We start from the raw sequence: 20,345 nt of genomic DNA, 5'->3' as shown, positions 1-20,345 counted from the left end.
TGTTTTTCAGGAGGAAGTAATATTTATTGAGCCGCTGTGGGCAAAAAATGTTTCATTATGTGTAAATAGCCGTCTCTCAGTGTTTCTGTTTGAACGATTGCCGTGCTTGGAGATACACGATAGGGCGTTTGGGTTATGCGTCGTTGGCTTGTTGAATTAGGCGCTTGACAGCGAGATCACGTGGTCAGCCATATCCAAAGTGTCATGCCAAATGGTGGGGGGGAGGCAATGCCTGTCAGTTAAGCCTGGGGCTGCTCCGCAGCCCTTTCGCGGCACAAGGTCGTTCCAGATTCGGCGCTGGCTTGCAGGCAGCGCTATGCCTGAGCGGCCTTGTGTCGTGAAAGGGGCGCAAAAGCGCCCCCAAATGGCAGCTGGAAGTCTTAACTGGCCGGCATTGGGGTTGGAGGAGATTTTTAGATCTCTGCAGCCTGCGATGGCAGGTGAAAGAGGCACATCAATCAAGGCCATGGGGACGACACAGAGATCCAGACATTGACATTAGCGCCTGCCGAGAATCTATGCCTATGGTCAGCCCTTTCAAGATGTTCGAAGTGAGCTAAGTTAGGGCTGCTTTGCCGTCCTTTCGCGACGTAAGACTGCTCCAATCGGATGGTCTGTCAGCTGAAAGCTCTTTGCGCAACAGCGCAGCCAGGAGACTGGTGGGCTCTACAGGCACAGCGCTGAATCGCGGAACAGCGCGGTATCCCTCGGTGTGGCCTTGCCGGGGCGCCGGACCTATCGGAAAAGGCTGCAAAGCAGCCTCAGCCATTTTTACCTTCAGCGCTTGCCGAGAATCTTGCCCAGCATCTCGGGTCGCGGCGCGCCTTGCTGGCTCTGCAGGTTCCCTTGCTCATCCTGATAGAAGATCGCCGGCGTCGCCCGCAACCCCAACTCTTCCATAAACGCCAGATTCCCCTCCAGCTTGGTCTGCACAGCCTCCGGTATCGTGTCCAAGGCCTTGAGCGTGCTGGCCTTGCCCGCTTTCTCATGTTGCTCCAGCGCCTTGGCCGGGTCCTTGGCGGCGAGCAAGGCCGCCGACTTGCCTGGGCTGTCCTCGCGGATGATGCCGACCATGATATGGCGCAACTGCACCTTGCCCGACTCGACCCAGGGCCGTGCCTGCTGCCAGAACATGTTGCAGTACGGGCAGTTCGGGTCGCTGAACAGGTAGACGATGCGCGGCGCGTTGGCCTTGCCATCGGCGATCCAGGCGGTCTTTTCCATCTTCGCCCAGATAGCCTTGGTCATTGGGGCATACACCAGTTTTTCCAGCGGCTCTGCACTGAGGTCCTTGCCCTGTTCGTCGAACAGGCTGCCGACCAGCACATGTTTGCCGTCGGGAGTCAGGTACAGGGCGATGCCGTTGTTCTGGTATTCGGCGGCATAACCGCGCAAGCCGTTGGGGGCATCGAAGCTGCCCTTGATCACGGCGCCCTTGGCTTGTATCTGCTGGACCGCCTTGGGCAGTTCTTCGGCCTGCAAGGCCGGGGTCGCCAGCAGGGCCAGGCTCAGGGGCAGCAGTGCATTCAATCGCATGTCAGTTTCCTTGTGCGGCGGAGGAGGGCGCGGTGGCCCGTTCGAAGGGTTGCAGCGCATGGCGCAGGCTGGCACGGGACAGTTCGCCCAGGTGGCTGCCGACCAGCCGCCCTTCGGCGCTGTAGAACAGGGTGGTGGGCAGGGCCATGGAGCCGACCCGCTGGGCCAACTGGCCGCTGCCGTCGAACAGTACATGGGTCAGGCTCAAGCCGGTGGTGGCCAGGAACGTACTGACGTTCTCCGGCGTCTCGCCCTGGTTGACGAACAGGAAGGTCACCTGCGGGTAATCGTGCTGGGCCTGCTGCAGCACCGGCATCTCGCGTCGGCAGGGCGGGCACCAGGTGGCCCAGAGGTTGATCACCAGTGGCTTGCCACGGTAGTCGTGCAGCGCTACCGACTGCCCTGTGGCATTGCGCAGGCTTAGCGCCGGCAACTCGGTGCCCTTGCTGTAGAGGTGGCTGCCAAGGCTCGCCAGCCCCCAGAACAGCGCGCCGCTGAACAGCGCCCAGCCCAGCGGACGGCGCAGGCCCGGGTGGCGCCAGCCCTGCCACAGGGTGCCGAGCACGATGCCGATCAGGCCGGCCCAGAGCAGGAAGCCGCCGTCGCGAATGTCGATCACCTGCACAGGGTCGTCGCGGTACATCGGCCAGTAGGCCAGCACGAAGCCCAGGCGGGCGAACACCAGCCCCAGCAGGAACAAGTTGAACAGCGCCGACTCGGGGCTTTCGCCGCCGCGCCGGGCGACCCACCAGCCGACCAGGCTGGCGATCCCGAGAGCTGCGAGCAGCAGCAGGTGGTTGAGGGCCATGGTCAGCGGCCCCAGGGTCACGGTCAGCATCAGCCTTGGCCCCTGGTCTGTGTCCAGTGCTGCAGGAAGGTGGCGGCATCCACCTCGCCGGTGATGCGCCGGGCGCGGCGTTCCTCGCCTTCCGGGCCGATCCAGATCAGGCTGGGCGGGCCTGGCACCTGGTAGCGCTGCAACAGTTCGCGGCTCTGCGGGCTGTTGGCGGTGACGTCGAGGCGCACCAGGTGCACGTTGGCCAGGTCGGCCTGGACATCAGGCCGGGCAAATACCTGTTTTTCCATGACCTTGCACGCCACGCACCAGTCGGCATAGTAGTCCAGCATCACCCACTGGCCGCGCTCCCGGGCGGCGTCCAGTTCACGTTGCAGCGCCTCGGGGCGGTTGACCGTGACGAAGGCATCCTCGGCCTTGGCGTTCGCCACGGGGGCACCGCCCCCCGCGAAGGGTTGCAGCGGTTGCCAGAGGTCGTCACCGCCGGCTGCGGCGCCGACCAGCAACAGGCCACCCCACAGGGCGCCGAGCAGCGGCATGGCGCGCAGCGCGGGCAGGCGGTGCAGGGCAGGCCAGGCGGCCCAGGCCAGGGCGATCAGCCAGGCGCCAGCGAGGGCCAGCAACAGCGTTGCCGGCAGCAGGCTGCGCAGGGTGTACAGGGCCATGGCGAGGAAGACGAAGCCGAACGAGCCCTTGACCAGGTTCATCCAGGCGCCGGGGCGCGGCAGGTAGCGATTGCCCAGGGTCACCAGCAACAGCAGCGGCACGCCCATGCCCAGGCCCAGGCTGAACAGCACCAGACCACCGTGCAGCATGTCGCCGCTCTGGGCGATATACAGCAGCGCACCGGCCAGCGGTGCGGTCATGCACGGCCCCAGCAGCAGGCCGGAGAGGGCGCCGAGCAGCGCTGCGCCATACAGGTTGCCACCACGGGTACCCTGGCCTGCGCGGTCGAGGCGGTCGCGCAGGGCCGCCGGCAGTTGCAGCTCGAAGGCGCCGAACATCGGCAATGCCAGGATCACGAACAACGCGGCCAGGCTGCCCAGCAGCCAAGGTTGCTGCAACCACGCCTGCAGGCTGGCGCCGAGCAGCGCGGCGACCACGCCCAGGGCCGCATAGACCAGGGCCATGCTCAGCACATAGACACCGGCCAGCACCCAGCCACGGCGGGCGCTGGCACCGTTGCCCAGGACCAGGCCGGCGAGGATCGGCAGCATCGGCAATGAGCACGGGGTGAAGGCCAGCAGCAGGCCGAGGCCGAAGAAGGCCAGCAGGCTCCAGGCCAGGCTGGCGTGCTGCAGGTCGCTGGCCAGGGCCTGGTCGCTGGCCAGCTCGGTGGTCGCCGGGGCTTGGCCGCCGAGTTCGATCACGGTGGTTTGCGGTGGGTAGCACAAGCCGGCGTCGGCGCAGCCCTGCCAGCCCAGGCGCAACTGGCCCTGGGCATTGGCGGGGAGCAGCAGCTCGAGCTGCTGGCGGTAGACGGCGCTGTCGCCGAAGAACTCGTCGTGGTGGTTCAGCGCCGGCGGGAGCTGCGGGTGCTGATCGGCGGGCAGGCCCTCGAACTTCAGGCGTTTCTGGTAGAGGTAATAGCCGTCCTGGATCTGGAAGTGCAGGCGCATCTGGCCGTCGGGCAGGCGATCGTGGCTCAGGACGAAAGCCTGGTCGACGGGTAGGAAATCCGGTTTGACCTCGAAGGGGTTGGCCTGGAGCGGGCCGGCCAGGAGGAATGTCAGCAAGAGCAGGAAAATGCGCATGTCTTCGCCTTGGCAGTGCAGTGAGGGGGCCCATGCTGGCCTGGGCTGATTAACCGAGGGTTAACCGGGTCCTACAGGCTGCCTTGTAGGACTGTTGGGTTCGGATGCTGGTCAGTTAAGCGGTATTGGAGCTGCTTTGCAGCCCCACTACCAACAATCACCCCAGCGCGACGAATCTCCCCGCCAGGCGTCATAATCCCCCCTTAATCCCCCCACTGTGCAATGCAAGCCAAGCTTCCCCACTGGAGAACCTCCCATGCACGTACTGCTCTGCGAGGACGACGACCTGATCGCCAGCGGCATCTGCGCCGGCCTCGCCGCCCAGGGCCTGACCGTGGACCGGGTGGCCAGCGCCGGTGCCGCGCGGGCGCTGCTGAAGGCCGCGCAGTTCGACGTGATGATCCTCGACCTGGGCCTGCCCGACGAAGATGGCCTCAGGCTCCTGCGCCGCCTGCGCCAGCAGGGCGAGACCCTGCCGGTGCTGGTGCTCACCGCCCGTGACGCGATCACCGACCGGGTCGATGGACTGCAGGCCGGCGCCGACGACTACCTGCTCAAGCCCTTCGACCTGCGCGAACTGGCCGCGCGCCTGCACACCCTGCTGCGCCGCGTGGCCGGACGGGCGGTGAACGTCATCGAGCACGGCCCGTTGCGCTACGACCCCAGCAGTTGCGAGGCGACCCTCGCCGGCCAACCGGTGGACCTGTCCCGACGCGAGCAGGCGCTGCTCCAGGCCCTGCTGCAGAACCCCGGCCGGGTGCTCTCCAGCGAGCAGCTCAAGGACTGCGTCTACGGTTTCAGCGACGAAGTCGAGAGCAACGCCCTCAACGTGCATATCCACCACCTGCGCCGCAAGCTCGGCAACAGCATCGTCGAGACCGTGCGTGGCCTGGGCTATCGCCTCGGGCCGGCCCAGGCCTCCCAGGAGACCACCCCATGAGCCTGCGTGCACGCCTCTCGCTGATCCTGGGCAGCGCCTTCGTCATCATCTGGGTGCTCGCCGCCGCGTGGATGCTGCGCGACCTGCGCCAGCAGATGATGTTCTCCCTCGACCAGCGCCTGGTGGCCTCGGCGCGTATGGTCGCCGGCTTGATCGACCAGTTGCCGCAGCCGCTGACGGCCAAGGGCGAAGACGCACATTTTTCTGCCGACCAGCTCAGCGTGCCGGACGGCATGGCCTGCCAGGTCAGCTCCCTGCGCGGCGAAATCCTCGCCAGCAACCACAAGCACGACGGGGCCATGGACGACCAGAGCAGCGGCTTCCGTGACCAGTCCATCGATGGCGCGTCCTGGCGCACCTTCACCTACAACCATGGCGATGTGCGCATCACCACCGCCGATCGCCACCTGGAGCGCGAGGCGCTCAACCGTTCGATCCTCCTGGCAGCCTCGGCGCCGGTGCTGATGGCCCTGCTCGGCAGCCTGGGGCTGCTGTGGATCGGCGTCGGCAAGGGCCTGGAGCCGCTCAACCGGATGCGTGACGCCCTGCGCCGGCGCCGCGCCGACAGCGTCGAGCCGTTGCAGGTGACCGGCATGCCCAGCGAACTCCAGCCGCTGCTCGAGACGCAGAACCAGTTGTTCCTGCGCATCGCCCAGACCATCGAGCGCGAACGGCGCCTGACCGACGACGCGGCCCACGAGCTGCGCAGCCCGCTGACCGCGATCAAGACCCACCTGCAAGTCGCGCGCATGACCGACGGCACGGTTCGCGAGCAGGCGCTGGAACACGCGGAGCAGGGGGCCGATCGTATGCACCGCACCCTGGAACAGTTGCTGATGCTGGCCCGGGTGGAGGGTAGCCTGTCGTTCGAAGATGGCGTGCAATGCAGCGCCGAGCAGGTGGCGCGCCAAGCGGTGCAGGATGCTGGCGGAGGCGACAACCGGCGCATCGTCCTGCGCCTGCCGGAGGAGGCTGCCCAGGTCTACCTGGGCATGCCCGCGCCGCTGGCGGTAGCGGCCTTGCGCAACCTGCTGGACAACGCCCTGCGCCATGGCGGCGATACCGCCGTGGAGCTGGAGGTGCAGGCGGCCGACGGGCAGGTGGGCTTTTTGGTTCGCGACCATGGGCCGGGCATCGCCGAGGAGGACCTGCAGCACCTGACCGAGCGTTTCTGGCGCCATGGCCAGAGTGGCGGCTGTGGCCTGGGCCTGGCGATCGTCCAGGCGATCGTGCAGCGCTGTGCTGGCAGCCTGCGCTTCGACAGCCGCAGCGATGGGCTGCGGGTATGGCTGCAGGTGCCGGCGCGTCACTGACGGTGTCGCGCCCCTTCGCGGGCTTGCCCGCGAAGGGGCCACACAAATCCTGTAACAACTGCTAAATCCTCGCCCCGCTGAAGCGTTTTTCAAGCGATGACAACCCGACACACATCCGGCTCCAGGGGCGTGGCGGGCACTTTCGCTTGCTTGCGAGGATTTTTCCGATGTCGACCGCTTCCAGCCTTGCCCAGGTCCTGCCGGCCACTGCGCCGCAGGCGCTGTACGAATTCGAGGATTCACCCCTGTTGCAGCGCCAGCAGCAACAGGAATCCAACGCCCGCAGCTACCCCCGGCGTATTCCTCTGGCCCTCAAGCGCGCCCGTGGCATCCATGTCGAGGATGTCGAGGGCCGTCAGTTCATCGACTGCCTGGCGGGGGCGGGGACCTTGGCCCTGGGCCACAACCACCCTGTGGTGATCGAGGCGATCCAGCGCGTGCTGGCCGACGAACTGCCGCTGCACACCCTGGACCTGACCACGCCGGTCAAGGATCGCTTCGTCCAGGACCTGTTCGGTGTGCTGCCCGAGGCACTGCGCCGTGAGGCGAAGGTGCAGTTCTGTGGCCCCACCGGTACCGACGCCGTGGAGGCGGCGCTCAAGCTGGTGCGCAGTGCCACCGGGCGCAGCACGGTGCTGGCATTCCAGGGGGCCTACCATGGCATGAGCCAGGGCGCGTTGAGCCTGATGGGCAGCCATGGCCCCAAGCAGCCGTTAGGTGCCTTGCTCGGCAACGGTGTGCAATTCATGCCGTATCCCTACGATTACCGTTGCCCGTTTGGCCTGGGCGGCGAAGCCGGGGTCAAGGCTGGCCTGCATTACCTGGAGAACCTGTTGCTCGACCCTGAAGGCGGTGTACCGCTGCCGGCAGCGGTGATCCTGGAGGTGGTGCAGGGCGAGGGCGGGGTGATCCCGGCCGATATCGAATGGCTCAAGGGGGTGCGCCGTATCACCGAGCAAGCCGGGGTGGCGCTGATCGTCGACGAGATCCAGAGCGGCTTCGCCCGTACCGGGCGGATGTTCGCCTTCGAGCACGCCGGCATCGTCCCGGACGTGGTCACCCTGTCCAAGGCCATCGGCGGTAGCCTGCCGCTGGCGGTGGTGGTCTACCGCGACTGGCTGGACACCTGGAAGCCAGGTGCCCATGCCGGTACGTTCCGTGGCAACCAGATGGCCATGGCTGCGGGCTCGGCGGTGATCGGCTACCTGGTCGAGCACCGCCTGGCCGAGCATGCCGAGGCCATGGGGCAGCGCCTGCGTGAGCACCTGCTGCGGTTGCAGCGGGATTATCCGCAACTGGGCGATATCCGTGGTCGTGGCCTGATGCTCGGGGTCGAGCTGGTCGACCCGCAAGGCCGGCCCGATGCCTTGGGTCACCCTCCGGTCAACCGCGAACTGGCACCGAAGATCCAGCGCGAGTGCCTCAAGCGGGGCCTGATTCTCGAGCTGGGTGGGCGCCATGGTGCGGTTGTGCGTTTCCTGCCACCGCTGATCATCAGTGCCGATCAGATCGACGAGGTGGCGCAGCGGTTTGCCGAGGCGGTGACGGCGGCGGTCTGATCGTACCCTGGGGCTGCCGCGCAGCCCCAGGTATCGCTCATTCGAACGAGCGTCCCCTGCGCCAATACCCCATCAGCGTCAGGCATGCACGATCAAGGTGCCGAACATTGATCAGGTGCCGACGAATCCGCATCACAGTGGCCGATTCCCCGGCCACCCAGGCATAGAAATCACCCCGTCGGGCTTTTGCCAGTTCCCAGGGGCGTCGTTGCTCGATGTCGATTTCCTCCAGAAGGCACGCTTTGTTCGGGGCCTGCATGATCGGCAAGTCGGCCAACTGCTCGACGGCCTGCAGCAGGGCGGTGCCGTGGGTGCTGCCGAGCACATCTCGCGGTAGCCAGTGCAGGTGGGTGTCGCGGGGGCAATCCAGGCTCAGGCAGTCGGCTTGCAAGGGGACTTCGACAAAGGCCTGCACCAGGGGTGGTTGCGCGCTTGCGGCCAGCTCTTCGAGGATGCTGGCGATGGCTGGCAAGGCCGTTTCGTCGCCCACCAACAACACGTGGTTTACGCCGGCAGGCGGGTTCCATTCATGGCCGCCTGGGTCTTTTCGGTAGGCCAGGTCGGGTGCCAGCATCTGCAGGCGATCGCCGCTGCGGGCCTGGGCCGCCCAGGCCGAGGCAGGGCCGTTGACACCATGCATGACGAAGTCGATATCCACCTGCGCCTCGGGGCGGCGTAGGGCGCGAATGGTGTAGGTGCGCATTGGCGGTCGCGAGGCCTCCGGCAGTTGTTTGCGCGCTTCGTTCCAGTGGCTGTCGTGGGGCAGTGATGGCAGGCTGCCGTCGGCGGCGGGGAAGAACAGTTTTACCCGCTGGTCGGGCCCGGCGCATTGCATGCTGGCGACATCGGGCCCGGTAAACACCAGGCGGCAAAGCGAGGGGCTGAGTTCGATCTTGTGCAGCAGTTGCAAGTCGAACATCCGGTAGGCGCTGGGTTTTTGCGCCAGGCCGCTGGTCAGCCTGCGAAGGCCCCGCTGCATGGCACTGGCGAGAGAGGAAGAGGTGGACATGGCAGGTCCTTTGGCATCGGGTTCACCGATTGGACGAACCCTGCGCCGGCCAATTTAGCGGCTGTATGGGCCCGCTCGGCTTGCACAGGTGGGGCAGCGCTAATTTTTCCGGCCTGGGTTCGTTCTATAGGGACGACCTGTCATCGGGTCATTCGATCCACGCTCCGGATGCCAAGAAATGAATGCTGAAGACGCCCTGAAACTCGCTCGCCGGTTCATCGGTCTGCCCGTGGAAAAACGCCAGGTATTCCTGGCGGCGCTGCGCAAGGAAGGGGTGGATTTCTCCCAGTTCCCCATCCCGCGGAATGTAGAGGCCCAGGACCGTCAGGCCCTGTCCTATGCCCAGCAGCGGATGTGGTTTCTCTGGCACCTGGACCCGCACAGCGGCGCCTACAACCTACCGGCCGCGGTACGCCTGAAGGGCGCGCTCAATCGCCAGGCCCTTGAGCAGGCTTTCGCCAGCCTGGTCGAACGCCACGAGACCCTGCGCACGGTGTTCCGCCAACAGCCGGACGATAGCCTGTGCCAGGTTCCCTGCGAGCAGGCGTTGACCATTGCCTGGCGCGACCTGGGCAAGCTGGCGCCCGAGCAGCGCGAGGCCGAAGTGGCGGCCGAGGCCGAAGCCCAGGCGCAGCAGCCGTTCGATCTGGCCCAGGGCCCGCTGCTGCGGGTGCGCCTGCTGCGCCTGGCCGAACAGGAGCACGTGCTGCTGCTGACCCTGCATCACATCGTGTCCGATGGCTGGTCGATGACCGTGCTGATCGATGAGTTCTGCCGTTTCTACGATGCCCATGATCAAGGCGGCCAGCCACAGCTGGCGGCGCTGCCGATACAGTACAGCGACTATGCCCTGTGGCAGCGTCGCTGGCTGGAGGCGGGCGAGCAGCAGCGCCAACTGGATTACTGGATGGCGCAACTGGGTGACGAACATCCGGTGCTGGAGTTGCCCAGCGACCATCCGCGCCCGGTACAGCCGACCTACCAGGGGCGCCGCCACGAACTGGCCCTGGATGCACAGTTGGTCGAGCAGATGCGCGCACTGGCCCGGCAGCAGGGGGTGACCCTGTTCATGCTGATGTTGGGGGCGTTCAACATTGTCTTGCATCGCTACAGCGGCCAGGGCGACCTACGTATCGGCGTACCCATCGCCAACCGCAACCGTAACGAGACCGAGGGCCTGATCGGCTTCTTCGTCAACACCCAGGTATTGCGCACCCGGCTCGATGGCATGACCTCGGTGGCTGAGCTACTGACCGATATCAAGGCCGCCTCCATGGGCGCGCAGGATCACCAGGACCTGCCGTTCGAATGCCTGGTGGACGCCCTCAAGCTCGAGCGCAGCCTGAGCTACAACCCGCTGTTCCAGGTGATGTACAACCACCAGCCGGAAGTGGCCGACGTCACCCGCCTGACAGTGGGCAAGGGCCTGGAACTGGGCGTCATCGAGTGGGAAAGCCGCACTACCCAGTTCGACCTGAGCCTGGACACCTACGAGCAGGGTGGCCGCTTGAATGCCGCCTTCACCTACGCCTGCGACCTGTTCGAGGCGCCGACCATCGAGCGCCTTGCCCGGCACTGGCTGACTGTGCTGCGGGCGATGGTCGCCAACCCGGCCCAGCGTATTGGCGAGATCGCCCTGCTGGACCAGCAGGAATACCGCCAAGTGGTCGAGGGCTGGGGCCGCAACGAGGCCCAGTACCCCAACGAGCTGACCGTGCATGAGCTGTTCCAGGCCCAGGCTGCGTGTGCGCCGGATTCGCTCGCGCTGATTTTCGACGGTCAGCAACTGACCTACGGCGAGCTCAATGCTCAGGTCAACCGCCTGGCCCGCACCCTGGTCGAGCGTGGTGTGGATCGCGAAGTATTGGTGGGCATCGCCCTGGAGCGCGGCCTGGACATGGTGGTCGGCCTGTTGGCAGTGCTCAAGGCCGGTGGCGGTTACGTGCCGCTCGATCCCCAATACCCGGCCGACCGCCTGCAATGCATGATCGAAGACAGCGGCAGCCGCCTGATCCTGACCCATGACGGCCTGCTGCAGCGGCTGCCGCTGCCCCAAGGCGTGCAGACCCTATGCCTGGATCGCGACGAGGCCTGGGTGCACGGCGACGACAGCGACCTGCCCAACCGTGCCTTGCCCGACAACCTGGCCTACGTCATGTTCACCTCCGGCTCCACCGGCCGGCCCAAGGGCGTCGGTATCAGCCACCGTGCGCTGGTGCGTCACGCCCATGTGTCGTTGGGCTTCTTCGAACTGAGTGCCGCCGACCGGGTGCTGCAGTTTGCCACCTTCAACTTCGACGGTTTCGTCGAGCAGCTCTACCCGGCATTGATCTGCGGTGCCTCGGTAGTGATCCGTGGCAGTGAGATCTGGGACAGCGAAACCCTTTACCGCCAGTTGATCGAGCAACGCATCAGCGTGATGGACCTGACCACCGCTTACTGGCACATGCTGGCCAAGGAGTTCGCCGCAGTCGGTCCGCGTGACTATGGCGTGCTGCGCCAGGTGCACGGTGGTGGCGAAGCGATGCCACCTGAGGGCCTGCTGGCCTGGCGCCAGGCTGGCTTGGGTCATGTACGCCTGCTCAATACCTACGGTCCCACCGAGGCGACGGTCACCGCCACTACCCTCGATTGCGACGATTATGTGCACGGCCAGCGCCCGATCCCACTGACCCTGCCGATCGGTGCCGTCCTGCCGGGGCGCAACATCCTGGTACTGGACGACAACGGCTTGCCGGCACCGGTGGGTGTGGTCGGCGAACTGGTGATCGGTGGCGAGTTGTTGGCGCGTGGGTACTTCCAGCGCCCGGGTTTGAGCGCCGAGCGCTTTATCCCCGACCCGTACAGCGGTGTTGGTGCACGCCTGTACCGCACCGGCGACCTGGCTCGTTTCAATGCCGAGGGGGTGATCGAGTACGTCGGCCGAATCGACCACCAGGTGAAAATCCGCGGTTTCCGCATCGAGCTGGGCGAGATCGAAGCACGCTTGCTGGAGCGTGACGAGGTGGCCGATGCCCTGGTGCTGGCATTGCCGGGGGCCAATGGCCTGCAACTGGTCGGCTATGTGGTGCCGGCCGAGCGCGAGCTGGTCGACGCGGATCTGGCCACCCAGGCCGCCCTGCGTGAAGCCATCCGCAGCGGCTTGCAAGAGCAACTGCCCGACTACATGGTGCCTGCGCAGTTGCTGCTGTTGGCTCGGTTCCCCCTAAGCCCCAACGGCAAACTCGACCGCAAGGCCCTGCCACGCCCCGACGCCAGTCAATTGCAACACAGCCATGTGGCGCCCCGCACTGCGTTGGAACAGCGAATCGCAGCCATCTGGCAGGATGTGCTCAAGTGCGCGCAGGTCGGTGTCACCGACAACTTCTTCGAGTTGGGCGGCGACTCGATCATGTCGATTCAGGTGGTCAGCCGTGCCCGCCAGGCCGGCTTGCTGTTCAGCCCCAAGGACCTGTTCCAGCACCAGACCGTACAGGGCCTGGCCAGCGTCGCTCGCCTGGGCGATGACGTTGTGGTGATCGACCAGGGGCCGGTGACCGGGGCCCTGGGATTGCTGCCGATTCAGTACGATTTCTTCGCTCAGCCCATACCCGCCCGCCATCACTGGAACCAAGCGTTGCTGCTGCAGCCGAAGCAGGCGTTGCAGGTCGATACCTTGCACCAGGCCCTGGCATCGCTCGTTACCCATCACGACGCACTGCGCTCGCGCTTCGTGGTGCAGGACGGGGGCTGGCGGGCATGGATTGCCGAGCCGACCGCGAGCGATGACGACCTGCTGTGGCTGCGCGAGGGCGTGTCCCTTGAACGGCTTGGCGAACTGAACACCCAGGCACAAGCCAGCCTGGACCTTGTCAAAGGGCCATTGCTACGTGCGGTGCTGGCGACCCTGGACGATGGCAGCCAGCGCCTGTTGCTGGCCATTCACCACCTGGTGGTGGACGGGGTGTCCTGGCGCATCCTGCTGGAGGACTTGCAGCACGCCTACACCCAGTTGCTGCAGGGGCGACCGGTACAGTTGCCGGCCAAGACCAGTTCGACCCAGGCTTGGGCCGAGCGCCTGACTGCATTGGCGCAAACCCCTGCCATGCAGGACGAACTGGGCTACTGGGCCGGCGTGTTGAGCGATGCCCCGCTCGACCTGCCGTGCGATCGCCCGCAGGGCAGCCTGCAAAGCCGTCACCGTCAGGTGGTCCGCGGCCGTCTCGATCGCGAGGCCACCCGCCAACTGCTGCAACAGGCGCCCGCCGCCTACCGTACCCAGGTCAACGACCTGTTGCTCACCGCCCTGGCCCGCACCCTGCGTGGCTGGACTGGCCATGCCGACGCGCTGATCCAGCTCGAAGGGCATGGCCGTGAAGACCTGTTCGCCGACATCGACCTGAGCCGCAGTGTGGGTTGGTTCACCAGCCTGTTCCCAGTGCGCCTCACCGCCCACGACGACCTGGCGGCCAGCCTCAAGGGCATCAAGGAACAACTGCGCGCCGTACCGGCCAAGGGCCTGGGCTTCGGTGTGCTGCGCTACCTTGGCCAGCAGCCGGTGCGGGATGCCCTTGCGGCATTGCCGCAGCCACGGGTGACCTTCAACTACCTGGGCCAGTTCGACGCCAGCTTCGACGACGGTGCGCTGCTGGTGCCGGCCCATGAAGGCGCTGGTGCTGAATTGAGCGAAGACGCGCCGCTGGGCAACTGGCTGGAGGTGGAGGGCCAGGTCTATGACGGCGAGCTGGAGATGCGCTGGACCTTCAGCGGCGAACAGTTCGACACCGCTACCATCGACCACCTGGCCGCCTGCTTCGATGAGCAGCTACGCGCCCTGGTCGAGCATTGCTGCCAGCCTGGGGTCATGGGCGTCACGCCGTCCGACTTCCCGCTGGCGGGCATCGACCAGGCTCAGTTGGATGCGCTGGACGTGCCGGCCAGCCAGATCGAGGATATCTATCCGCTGTCGCCCATGCAGCAGGGTATGTTGTTCCACAGCCTGCTGCGACAGGGCAGTGGCGAGTACATCAACCAGTTGTGCTTGGATGTCAAAGGCCTTGAGGTCGAGCGTTTCCGCGCCGCCTGGCAGGCAGCGATGGATAGCCACGACATCCTGCGCAGCGCCTTCGCCTGGCAAGGCGGTGGCCAGCAGTTGCAGATCATCCACCGCCACCTGCCGCTGGACTTCACCTGCCATGACTGGCGTGGTCGCGACGACCTGGCCGTCGCCCTGCGAGCGTTGGCCGAGCAGGACCGCGCCCGAGGCTTCGAGTTGTCGAGCCCCGGCCTGCTGCGCCTGACCCTGGTGCGCACCGGCGAGCATAGCCATCACCTGATGTTCACCAACCACCATATCCTCATGGACGGTTGGAGCAGCTCGCAGTTGCTGGGTGAAGTGATGATGCGTTATCACGGCCAGGCGTTCGAGCGCCCACTGGGGCGTTATCGCGACTACATCCAGTGGTTGCAGCAACGCGATGCCCAGAGCAGCGAGCGCTTCTGGAAAGAGCGCCTGGCGGCGTTCGAGGCGCCGACGTTGCTGGCCAAGGTGGGCGCCGAGCATGCTGGCGGCAGCGGCCACGAGCTGTTGCATCATGATTTGGATACGGCCTCGACCCAGCGCCTGAACGCCTTCGCCCGGCAGCAGAAAGTGACCCTCAACACCCTGGTGCAAGCCGCCTGGCTGCTGCTGTTGCAGCGTTACACCGGCCAGGATTGTGTCACCGTCGGCACTACTGTGGCCGGCCGCCCGGCCGACCTGCCGGGGGTAGAAAGCCAGTTGGGGCTGTTCATCAATACCCTGCCGCTGGCCGCCAGCCCGCACCCGCAGCAGACCGTGGCGCAATGGCTGCATACCCTGCAGGACCTGAGCCTGGCCATGCGTGAGCACGAGCACAGTGCGCTGTTCGAAGTGCAGGGCTGGGTCGGTCACAGCGGTGAGGCGCTGTTCGATAACATTCTGGTGTTCGAGAATTTCCCGGTCTCCGAGGCGCTGGAGCGTGGAGCATCGCAGGGCCTGCGTTTCGGCCCGGCCAAGCACAGCGACTTGACCAGTTACCCACTGACCTTAGGCGTGACCCTGGGCGAGCGGCTGGCGCTGCACTACAGCTTCGACCTGGCGCACTTCAGCGCCGAGCGCATCCGCCGCATCAATGGCCACCTGGCCCAGTTGCTCGAAGCTTTGGCGCAGGACCCGCAGCGCACCCTGGGCGAGCTGGACATGCTCGCTGTGTCCGAACAGGCGCAGGTGGTCGAGCAGTGGAACGCCACTTTCGTCGATTACCCGTCGGACACCTGCGTACACACCCTGATCCAAGCCCAGGCGCGGAAGACTCCGGACGCTGTGGCCCTGGTGTTCGGTGAGCGTCAGTTGAGCTACCGCGAATTGGACCAGCAGGCCAACCAGTTGGCTCACCAGTTGATCGAGCTGGGGGCGGGCCCGGACGTGCTGGTAGGCATCGCCGCTCAGCGCAGCCTGGAGATGGTCCTTGGCCTGCTGGCGGTGCTCAAGGCCGGTGCCGCCTACGTGCCGCTGGACCCGGAGTACCCACGCGAACGCCTGGCCTACATGTTCGAGGACAGCCGTATAGCATTGCTGCTGACCCAAACCGAGGTGCTGCCACAACTGCCGCTACCGGCGGGCTTGCACGCCCTGTGTCTCGACCGGCAGGCTCACCTGGGCTACCCGCTGAGCGCGCCTCAGGTACAGCCTGCGCCGGAAAACCTGGCCTACGTGATCTACACCTCTGGTTCCACCGGCAAGCCTAAAGGCGCGGGCAATCGCCACAAGGCTTTGACCAATCGCTTGTGCTGGATGCAGCAGGCCTATGGCCTGGATGCCACGGACGCGGTGCTGCAGAAAACCCCGTTCAGCTTCGATGTGTCGGTGTGGGAGTTCTTCTGGCCGCTGATGGTCGGTGCCCGCCTGGTGGTCGCGGCGCCGGGCGATCACCGCGAGCCGTCGCGGCTGGTGCGGCTGATCGAGCAGCAGGGCATCACTACGCTGCACTTCGTGCCGTCGATGTTGCAGGTGTTCCTGCAGGATGAAGGCGTGTCGCGCTGCACCAGCCTCACGCGCATCGTCTGCAGCGGCGAGGCGCTGCAGGTGGATGCCCAGCAGCAGGTGTTCGCCAAACTGCCGAATGCGGGCCTGTACAACCTCTATGGCCCGACCGAGGCGGCCATCGACGTGACTCACTGGACCTGCCGCGACGAAGGTCTGGACAGCGTGCCGATCGGGCAGCCGATTGCCAACCTGAGCACCTACGTGCTGGCCGACGATCTGTCGCCACTGCCAGCAGGGCTGGTGGGCGAGCTGTACCTGGGTGGCGAAGGGCTGGCGCGGGGCTACCACCGTCGCCCGGGGTTGACCGCCGAGCGTTTCGTCGCCAGCCCGTTCGCCACTGGCCAGCGCCTGTACCGCACCGGCGACCTGGCGCGTCAGCGCGCCGACGGGGTGATCGAGTACATGGGGCGCATCGACCATCAGGTGAAGATCCGCGGCCTGCGGATCGAACTGGGCGAGATCGAGGCGCGCCTGCTGGAGCAGCCTGAAGTGCGCGAAGCGGCAGTGCTGGCGGTCGGTACCGGTGCCGACATGCAGTTGGCGGCCTATGTGGTAGCGCATCAAGCAGATTCGGCGCAACTGGGCGAACAGCTCAAGGCCCGCCTGCGCACGCTGCTGCCCGACTACATGGTGCCTACCCACCTGGTGCAGCTGGCCAGCCTGCCCCTGAGCCCCAACGGCAAGCTCGACCGCAAGGCCCTGCCAGCGGTCAGCGCGGCGGTGAGCAGTGCGCAGTTCCGCGCCCCGCAGAGCGAACTCGAGCGCCAGCTGGCGCAGATCTGGCAGGACGTGCTGGGCCTTGAGCGGGTTGGCCTGGATGACGACTTCTTCGCCCTGGGTGGCCACTCGCTGCAGGCGGTGATGCTGCTGTCGCGTATTCGCGGTGCGTTCGGGGTCGAGCTGCCGGTCAAGGAATTCTATGAACTACGCCAGCTCGGACAGCTGGCGGCGCATCTGCAAGGTGATGCCGGTCAGGCGGCCGATGAGCTGGACCTGATCTTCGGCGCGCTCGACGAACTGGAGGAAAGTAATGCCTGAGCACAAGCAGGACCGTACGCAGGAACTGGTTGCGCGTCTGCGCAACCTTGATGGCGAGCGCCGTCGGCAGCTGTTTGCCAAGCTGGCCCAGGCCGGTGTCAATGTTGCGCGCCTGCCCATCGTGCCGGCCCTGGAGCAGGGGCCGCAGCCGCTGTCCTACGCTCAGCAGCGCCAGCACTTTCTGTGGCAGTTGGAGCCGTCGAGCAGCGCCTATAACATCCCGGCGGTGCTGCGCTTGAACGGCGCCCTCGACATGGCTGCGTTGCAAGCTGGCCTCGAAGACCTGGTGCGTCACCAGGGCAGCTTGCGCACACGCTTCGTCGAGCACCAGGGGCAGGTCTGCCAGGTGCTCGATGATGCGTTGCACCTGACGCTGGTGGTCGATGAAGTGGGCGCGAACGATGAAGTCGAGTCAGCCATCAAGGCGTACGCCGAGCGCTGCACCGCCCAGCCATTCGACCTGATGCAGGGCCCGCTGGCCCGGGTCAATCTGCTGCGTGTGGCGTCCGACGACCATGTGCTGGTGCTGACCTTGCACCACAGCATCGCCGATGGCTGGTCGATCAACGTGCTGATCGAGCAGTGGCTGGCCTGCTACGCCAGCCGCCTGCAAGGCCAGGTCGCACACCTGGCCGAGGCGCCGATCCAGTATGCCGACTATGCCGCCTGGCAACGTCAGTGGCTGGAGTCGGGGGAGGGAGACCGCCAGCTGGCCTACTGGAAAGACCAGTTGGGCGAAGCGCCTGAGGTGCTGACCCTGCGGACCGACCGGCCACGTCCGACCCAGGCCAGCCACCGGGGCGCGGTGCTCGACCTGAACCTTGATCCGGCCTTGCTGGAGGGGCTGAAGGCGTTGGCCCAGCGCCAGGATGTCAGTCTGTTCATGCTGTTGCTGGCGTCGTTCCAGGCGCTGTTGCATCGCTACAGCGGGCAGGCCGAGATCCATGTTGGCGTGCCGGTGGCCAACCGCAACCGGATGGAGACCGAACGGCTGATCGGCTTCTTTGTCAACACCCAGGTGATGAAGGCGCGCATCGACGGCCTGCAGCCTTTCGAAGCCCTTCTGGCGCAGGTGCGCGAGGCGGCGCAGCAGGCCCAGGCGCACCAGGACTTACCCTTCGAACAGCTGGTTCAGGCGCTGCACCCGGAGCGCAGCATGAGCCACAGCCCGCTGTTCCAGGTGATGTTCAACCATCAGGTCGCAGGTGCAGGCCAAGGCATGGCCCTGCCGTGCCTGGACGTGCAGCCGGTGCAGCGCGATGAACGCTCGGCGCAGTTCGACTTGAGCCTGGATACCGTCGAAACCGCCACGGGCCTTGTGGCTAGCCTGACTTACGCCACCGACCTGTTCGACCGCGTCAGCGCCGAACGCCTGCTGCGTCACTGGCAGAACCTGCTGTACGGGGTCGTGGCCAACCCGGTCGAACGGGTGCAAGCCTTGCCATTGTGCGATGCCAGCGAGTTGCAGCAACTGGTTCACGGCTTCAACGACACCTTCGTCGATTACCCATCGGGCACCTGCGTGCACAGCCTGATCGAGGCGCAGGCGCAGAAGACCCCAGACGCCGTGGCCCTGGTGTTCGGCGAACGCCAGCTGAGCTACCGTGAGTTGGACCAGCAGGCCAACCAGTTGGCCCATCAGTTGATCGAGCTGGGGGTGGGCCCGGACGTGCTGGTAGGCATCTGCGTCGAGCGCAGTATCGAAATGGTGCTGGGCCTGCTGGCAGTGCTCAAGGCCGGTGGCGCCTATGTGCCGCTGGACCCTGAATACCCGCGCGAGCGCCTGGCCTATATGTTCGAAGACAGCGGTATAGGGCTGCTGTTGACCCAGTCGCACCTGCGCGACCAACTGCCGGTGCCAGGTTCGGTGCGTGCCCTGAATGTCGACGAGCAGGGGCACTTCGCGTGTTCCGTCGAGGCCACCGGCGTACAACCGCAGCCAGAAAACCTGGCCTACGTGATCTACACCTCCGGCTCCACCGGCAAGCCTAAAGGCGCGGGCAATCGCCACAAGGCTTTGACCAATCGGTTGTGCTGGATGCAGCAGGCCTATGGCCTGGATGCCACGGACGCGGTGCTGCAGAAAACCCCGTTCAGCTTCGATGTGTCGGTGTGGGAGTTCTTCTGGCCGCTGATGGTCGGTGCCCGCCTGGTGGTCGCGGCGCCGGGCGATCACCGCGAGCCGTCGCGGCTGGTGCGGCTGATCGAGCAGCAGGGCATCACTACGCTGCACTTCGTGCCGTCGATGTTGCAGGTGTTCCTGCAGGATGAAGGCGTGTCGCGCTGCACCAGCCTCACGCGCATCGTCTGCAGCGGCGAGGCGCTGCAGGTGGATGCCCAGCAGCAGGTGTTCGCCAAACTGCCGAATGCGGGCCTGTACAACCTCTATGGCCCGACCGAGGCGGCCATCGACGTGACTCACTGGACCTGCCGCGACGAAGGTCTGGACAGCGTGCCGATCGGGCAGCCGATTGCCAACCTGAGCACCTACGTGCTGGCCGACGATCTGTCGCCACTGCCAGCAGGGCTGGTGGGCGAGCTGTACCTGGGTGGCGAAGGGCTGGCGCGGGGCTACCACCGTCGCCCGGGGTTGACCGCCGAGCGTTTCGTCGCCAGCCCGTTCGCCACTGGCCAGCGCCTGTACCGCACCGGCGACCTGGCGCGTCAGCGCGCCGACGGGGTGATCGAGTACATGGGGCGCATCGACCATCAGGTGAAGATCCGCGGCCTGCGGATCGAACTGGGCGAGATCGAGGCGCGCCTGCTGGAGCAGCCTGAAGTGCGCGAAGCGGCAGTGCTGGCGGTCGGTACCGGTGCCGACATGCAGTTGGCGGCCTATGTGGTAGCGCATCAAGCAGATTCGGCGCAACTGGGCGAACAGCTCAAGGCCCGCCTGCGCACGCTGCTGCCCGACTACATGGTGCCTGCCCACCTGGTGCAGCTGGCCAGCCTGCCCCTGAGCCCCAACGGCAAGCTCGACCGCAAGGCCCTGCCGACACCCGACAGCAGCCAGCGCCAGCAGGCCTACGTGGCGCCGCAGACCCCGCTGCAAGAGCAGTTGGCGCACGTCTGGCAAACCCTGCTCAAGCTCGAGCGGGTCGGTCTGCACGACAACTTCTTCGACCTCGGCGGCCACTCGCTGCTGGCGACTCAGATGATGATGCAGATCCGTCAGCAACTGGGCGTCGACGTGCCGCTCAAAGCCCTGTTCCAGACCGCCAGCCTGGAACAGTTCGCCGATCAGGTGCAGCAGCTGCAAACAGACGTCCAGCCCGTTGAAGACGAGTTGGCTAAATCCTTGGAGGCCCTCAAACGTCTATCAGCACAAGAGCTTGAAAGTCTGATTTCCTAGTTT

At 65.9% G+C, this 20,345-nt stretch carries 9 protein-coding genes; 5 read left to right on the top strand and 4 right to left on the bottom strand.

Annotated elements, in window-relative coordinates; translation table 11 throughout:
• Positions 1 to 777: 777 nt before the first annotated feature.
• From dsbG to dsbD, 3 genes are read right to left on the bottom strand one after another with little or no spacing between them, the layout of a single operon-like run.
• Positions 778 to 1,536, bottom strand: a complete 759-nt coding sequence (gene dsbG, locus NJF35_RS10650; protein ID WP_225789870.1) for a thiol:disulfide interchange protein DsbG — start codon at positions 1,534 to 1,536, stop codon at positions 778 to 780.
• Position 1,537: 1 nt separating this feature from the next.
• Positions 1,538 to 2,374 (bottom strand): TlpA family protein disulfide reductase, encoded by an 837-nt coding sequence (locus tag NJF35_RS10645; protein WP_225789869.1) that lies wholly within the window; start codon positions 2,372 to 2,374, stop codon positions 1,538 to 1,540.
• Positions 2,374 to 4,086, bottom strand: coding sequence for a protein-disulfide reductase DsbD (gene dsbD, locus NJF35_RS10640; RefSeq protein WP_253091013.1), 1,713 nt, complete (start codon positions 4,084 to 4,086; stop codon positions 2,374 to 2,376). Before dsbD ends, NJF35_RS10645 begins: the two co-directional genes overlap by 1 nt.
• 256 nt (positions 4,087 to 4,342) lie before the next feature.
• Between dsbD and NJF35_RS10635 the strand changes: the two genes are divergently transcribed.
• The 3 genes from NJF35_RS10635 to NJF35_RS10625 all read left to right on the top strand — a co-directional run bounded on the left by NJF35_RS10635 (position 4,343) and on the right by NJF35_RS10625 (position 7,898).
• Positions 4,343 to 5,026: a response regulator transcription factor gene (locus NJF35_RS10635; RefSeq protein ID WP_225789867.1), complete on the top strand. Its 684-nt coding sequence runs from the start codon at positions 4,343 to 4,345 to the stop codon at positions 5,024 to 5,026.
• Positions 5,023 to 6,339 (top strand): ATP-binding protein, encoded by a 1,317-nt coding sequence (locus NJF35_RS10630; protein WP_225789866.1) that lies wholly within the window; start codon positions 5,023 to 5,025, stop codon positions 6,337 to 6,339. The genes NJF35_RS10635 and NJF35_RS10630 overlap by 4 nt, the downstream gene beginning before the upstream one ends.
• Before the next feature lie 167 nt (positions 6,340 to 6,506).
• The gene (locus NJF35_RS10625; protein ID WP_225789865.1) at positions 6,507 to 7,898 is read left to right on the top strand and encodes an aspartate aminotransferase family protein; all 1,392 of its coding nucleotides are present in this window, start codon (positions 6,507 to 6,509) and stop codon (positions 7,896 to 7,898) included.
• A gap of 37 nt (positions 7,899 to 7,935) precedes the next feature.
• On the opposite strand, the gene NJF35_RS10620 is transcribed toward NJF35_RS10625, so the two are convergent.
• The gene (locus tag NJF35_RS10620) at positions 7,936 to 8,907 is read right to left on the bottom strand and encodes a siderophore-interacting protein (protein ID WP_225789864.1); all 972 of its coding nucleotides are present in this window, start codon (positions 8,905 to 8,907) and stop codon (positions 7,936 to 7,938) included.
• Between the two features lie 178 nt (positions 8,908 to 9,085).
• Here NJF35_RS10620 and NJF35_RS10615 point away from each other — a divergent pair, with 178 nt between their 5' ends.
• Both NJF35_RS10615 and NJF35_RS10610 read left to right on the top strand, forming a co-directional pair.
• Complete coding sequence (locus NJF35_RS10615) at positions 9,086 to 16,990, top strand: non-ribosomal peptide synthetase (RefSeq protein WP_253091012.1); 7,905 nt, start codon at positions 9,086 to 9,088, stop codon at positions 16,988 to 16,990.
• A 25-nt stretch (positions 16,991 to 17,015) separates the two neighbouring features.
• Positions 17,016 to 20,342 carry an amino acid adenylation domain-containing protein gene (locus NJF35_RS10610; protein ID WP_410896977.1) on the top strand — a complete coding sequence of 1,109 codons (3,327 nt, stop codon included), beginning with the start codon at positions 17,016 to 17,018 and terminating at the stop codon, positions 20,340 to 20,342.
• Positions 20,343 to 20,345: the final 3 nt, after the last annotated feature.

Source organism: Pseudomonas guariconensis (assembly GCF_024127895.1).
GTDB classification, from domain to species: Bacteria; Pseudomonadota; Gammaproteobacteria; order Pseudomonadales; family Pseudomonadaceae; genus Aquipseudomonas; species Aquipseudomonas guariconensis_B.
This window is presented reverse-complemented; position numbering and strand designations above follow the sequence as displayed.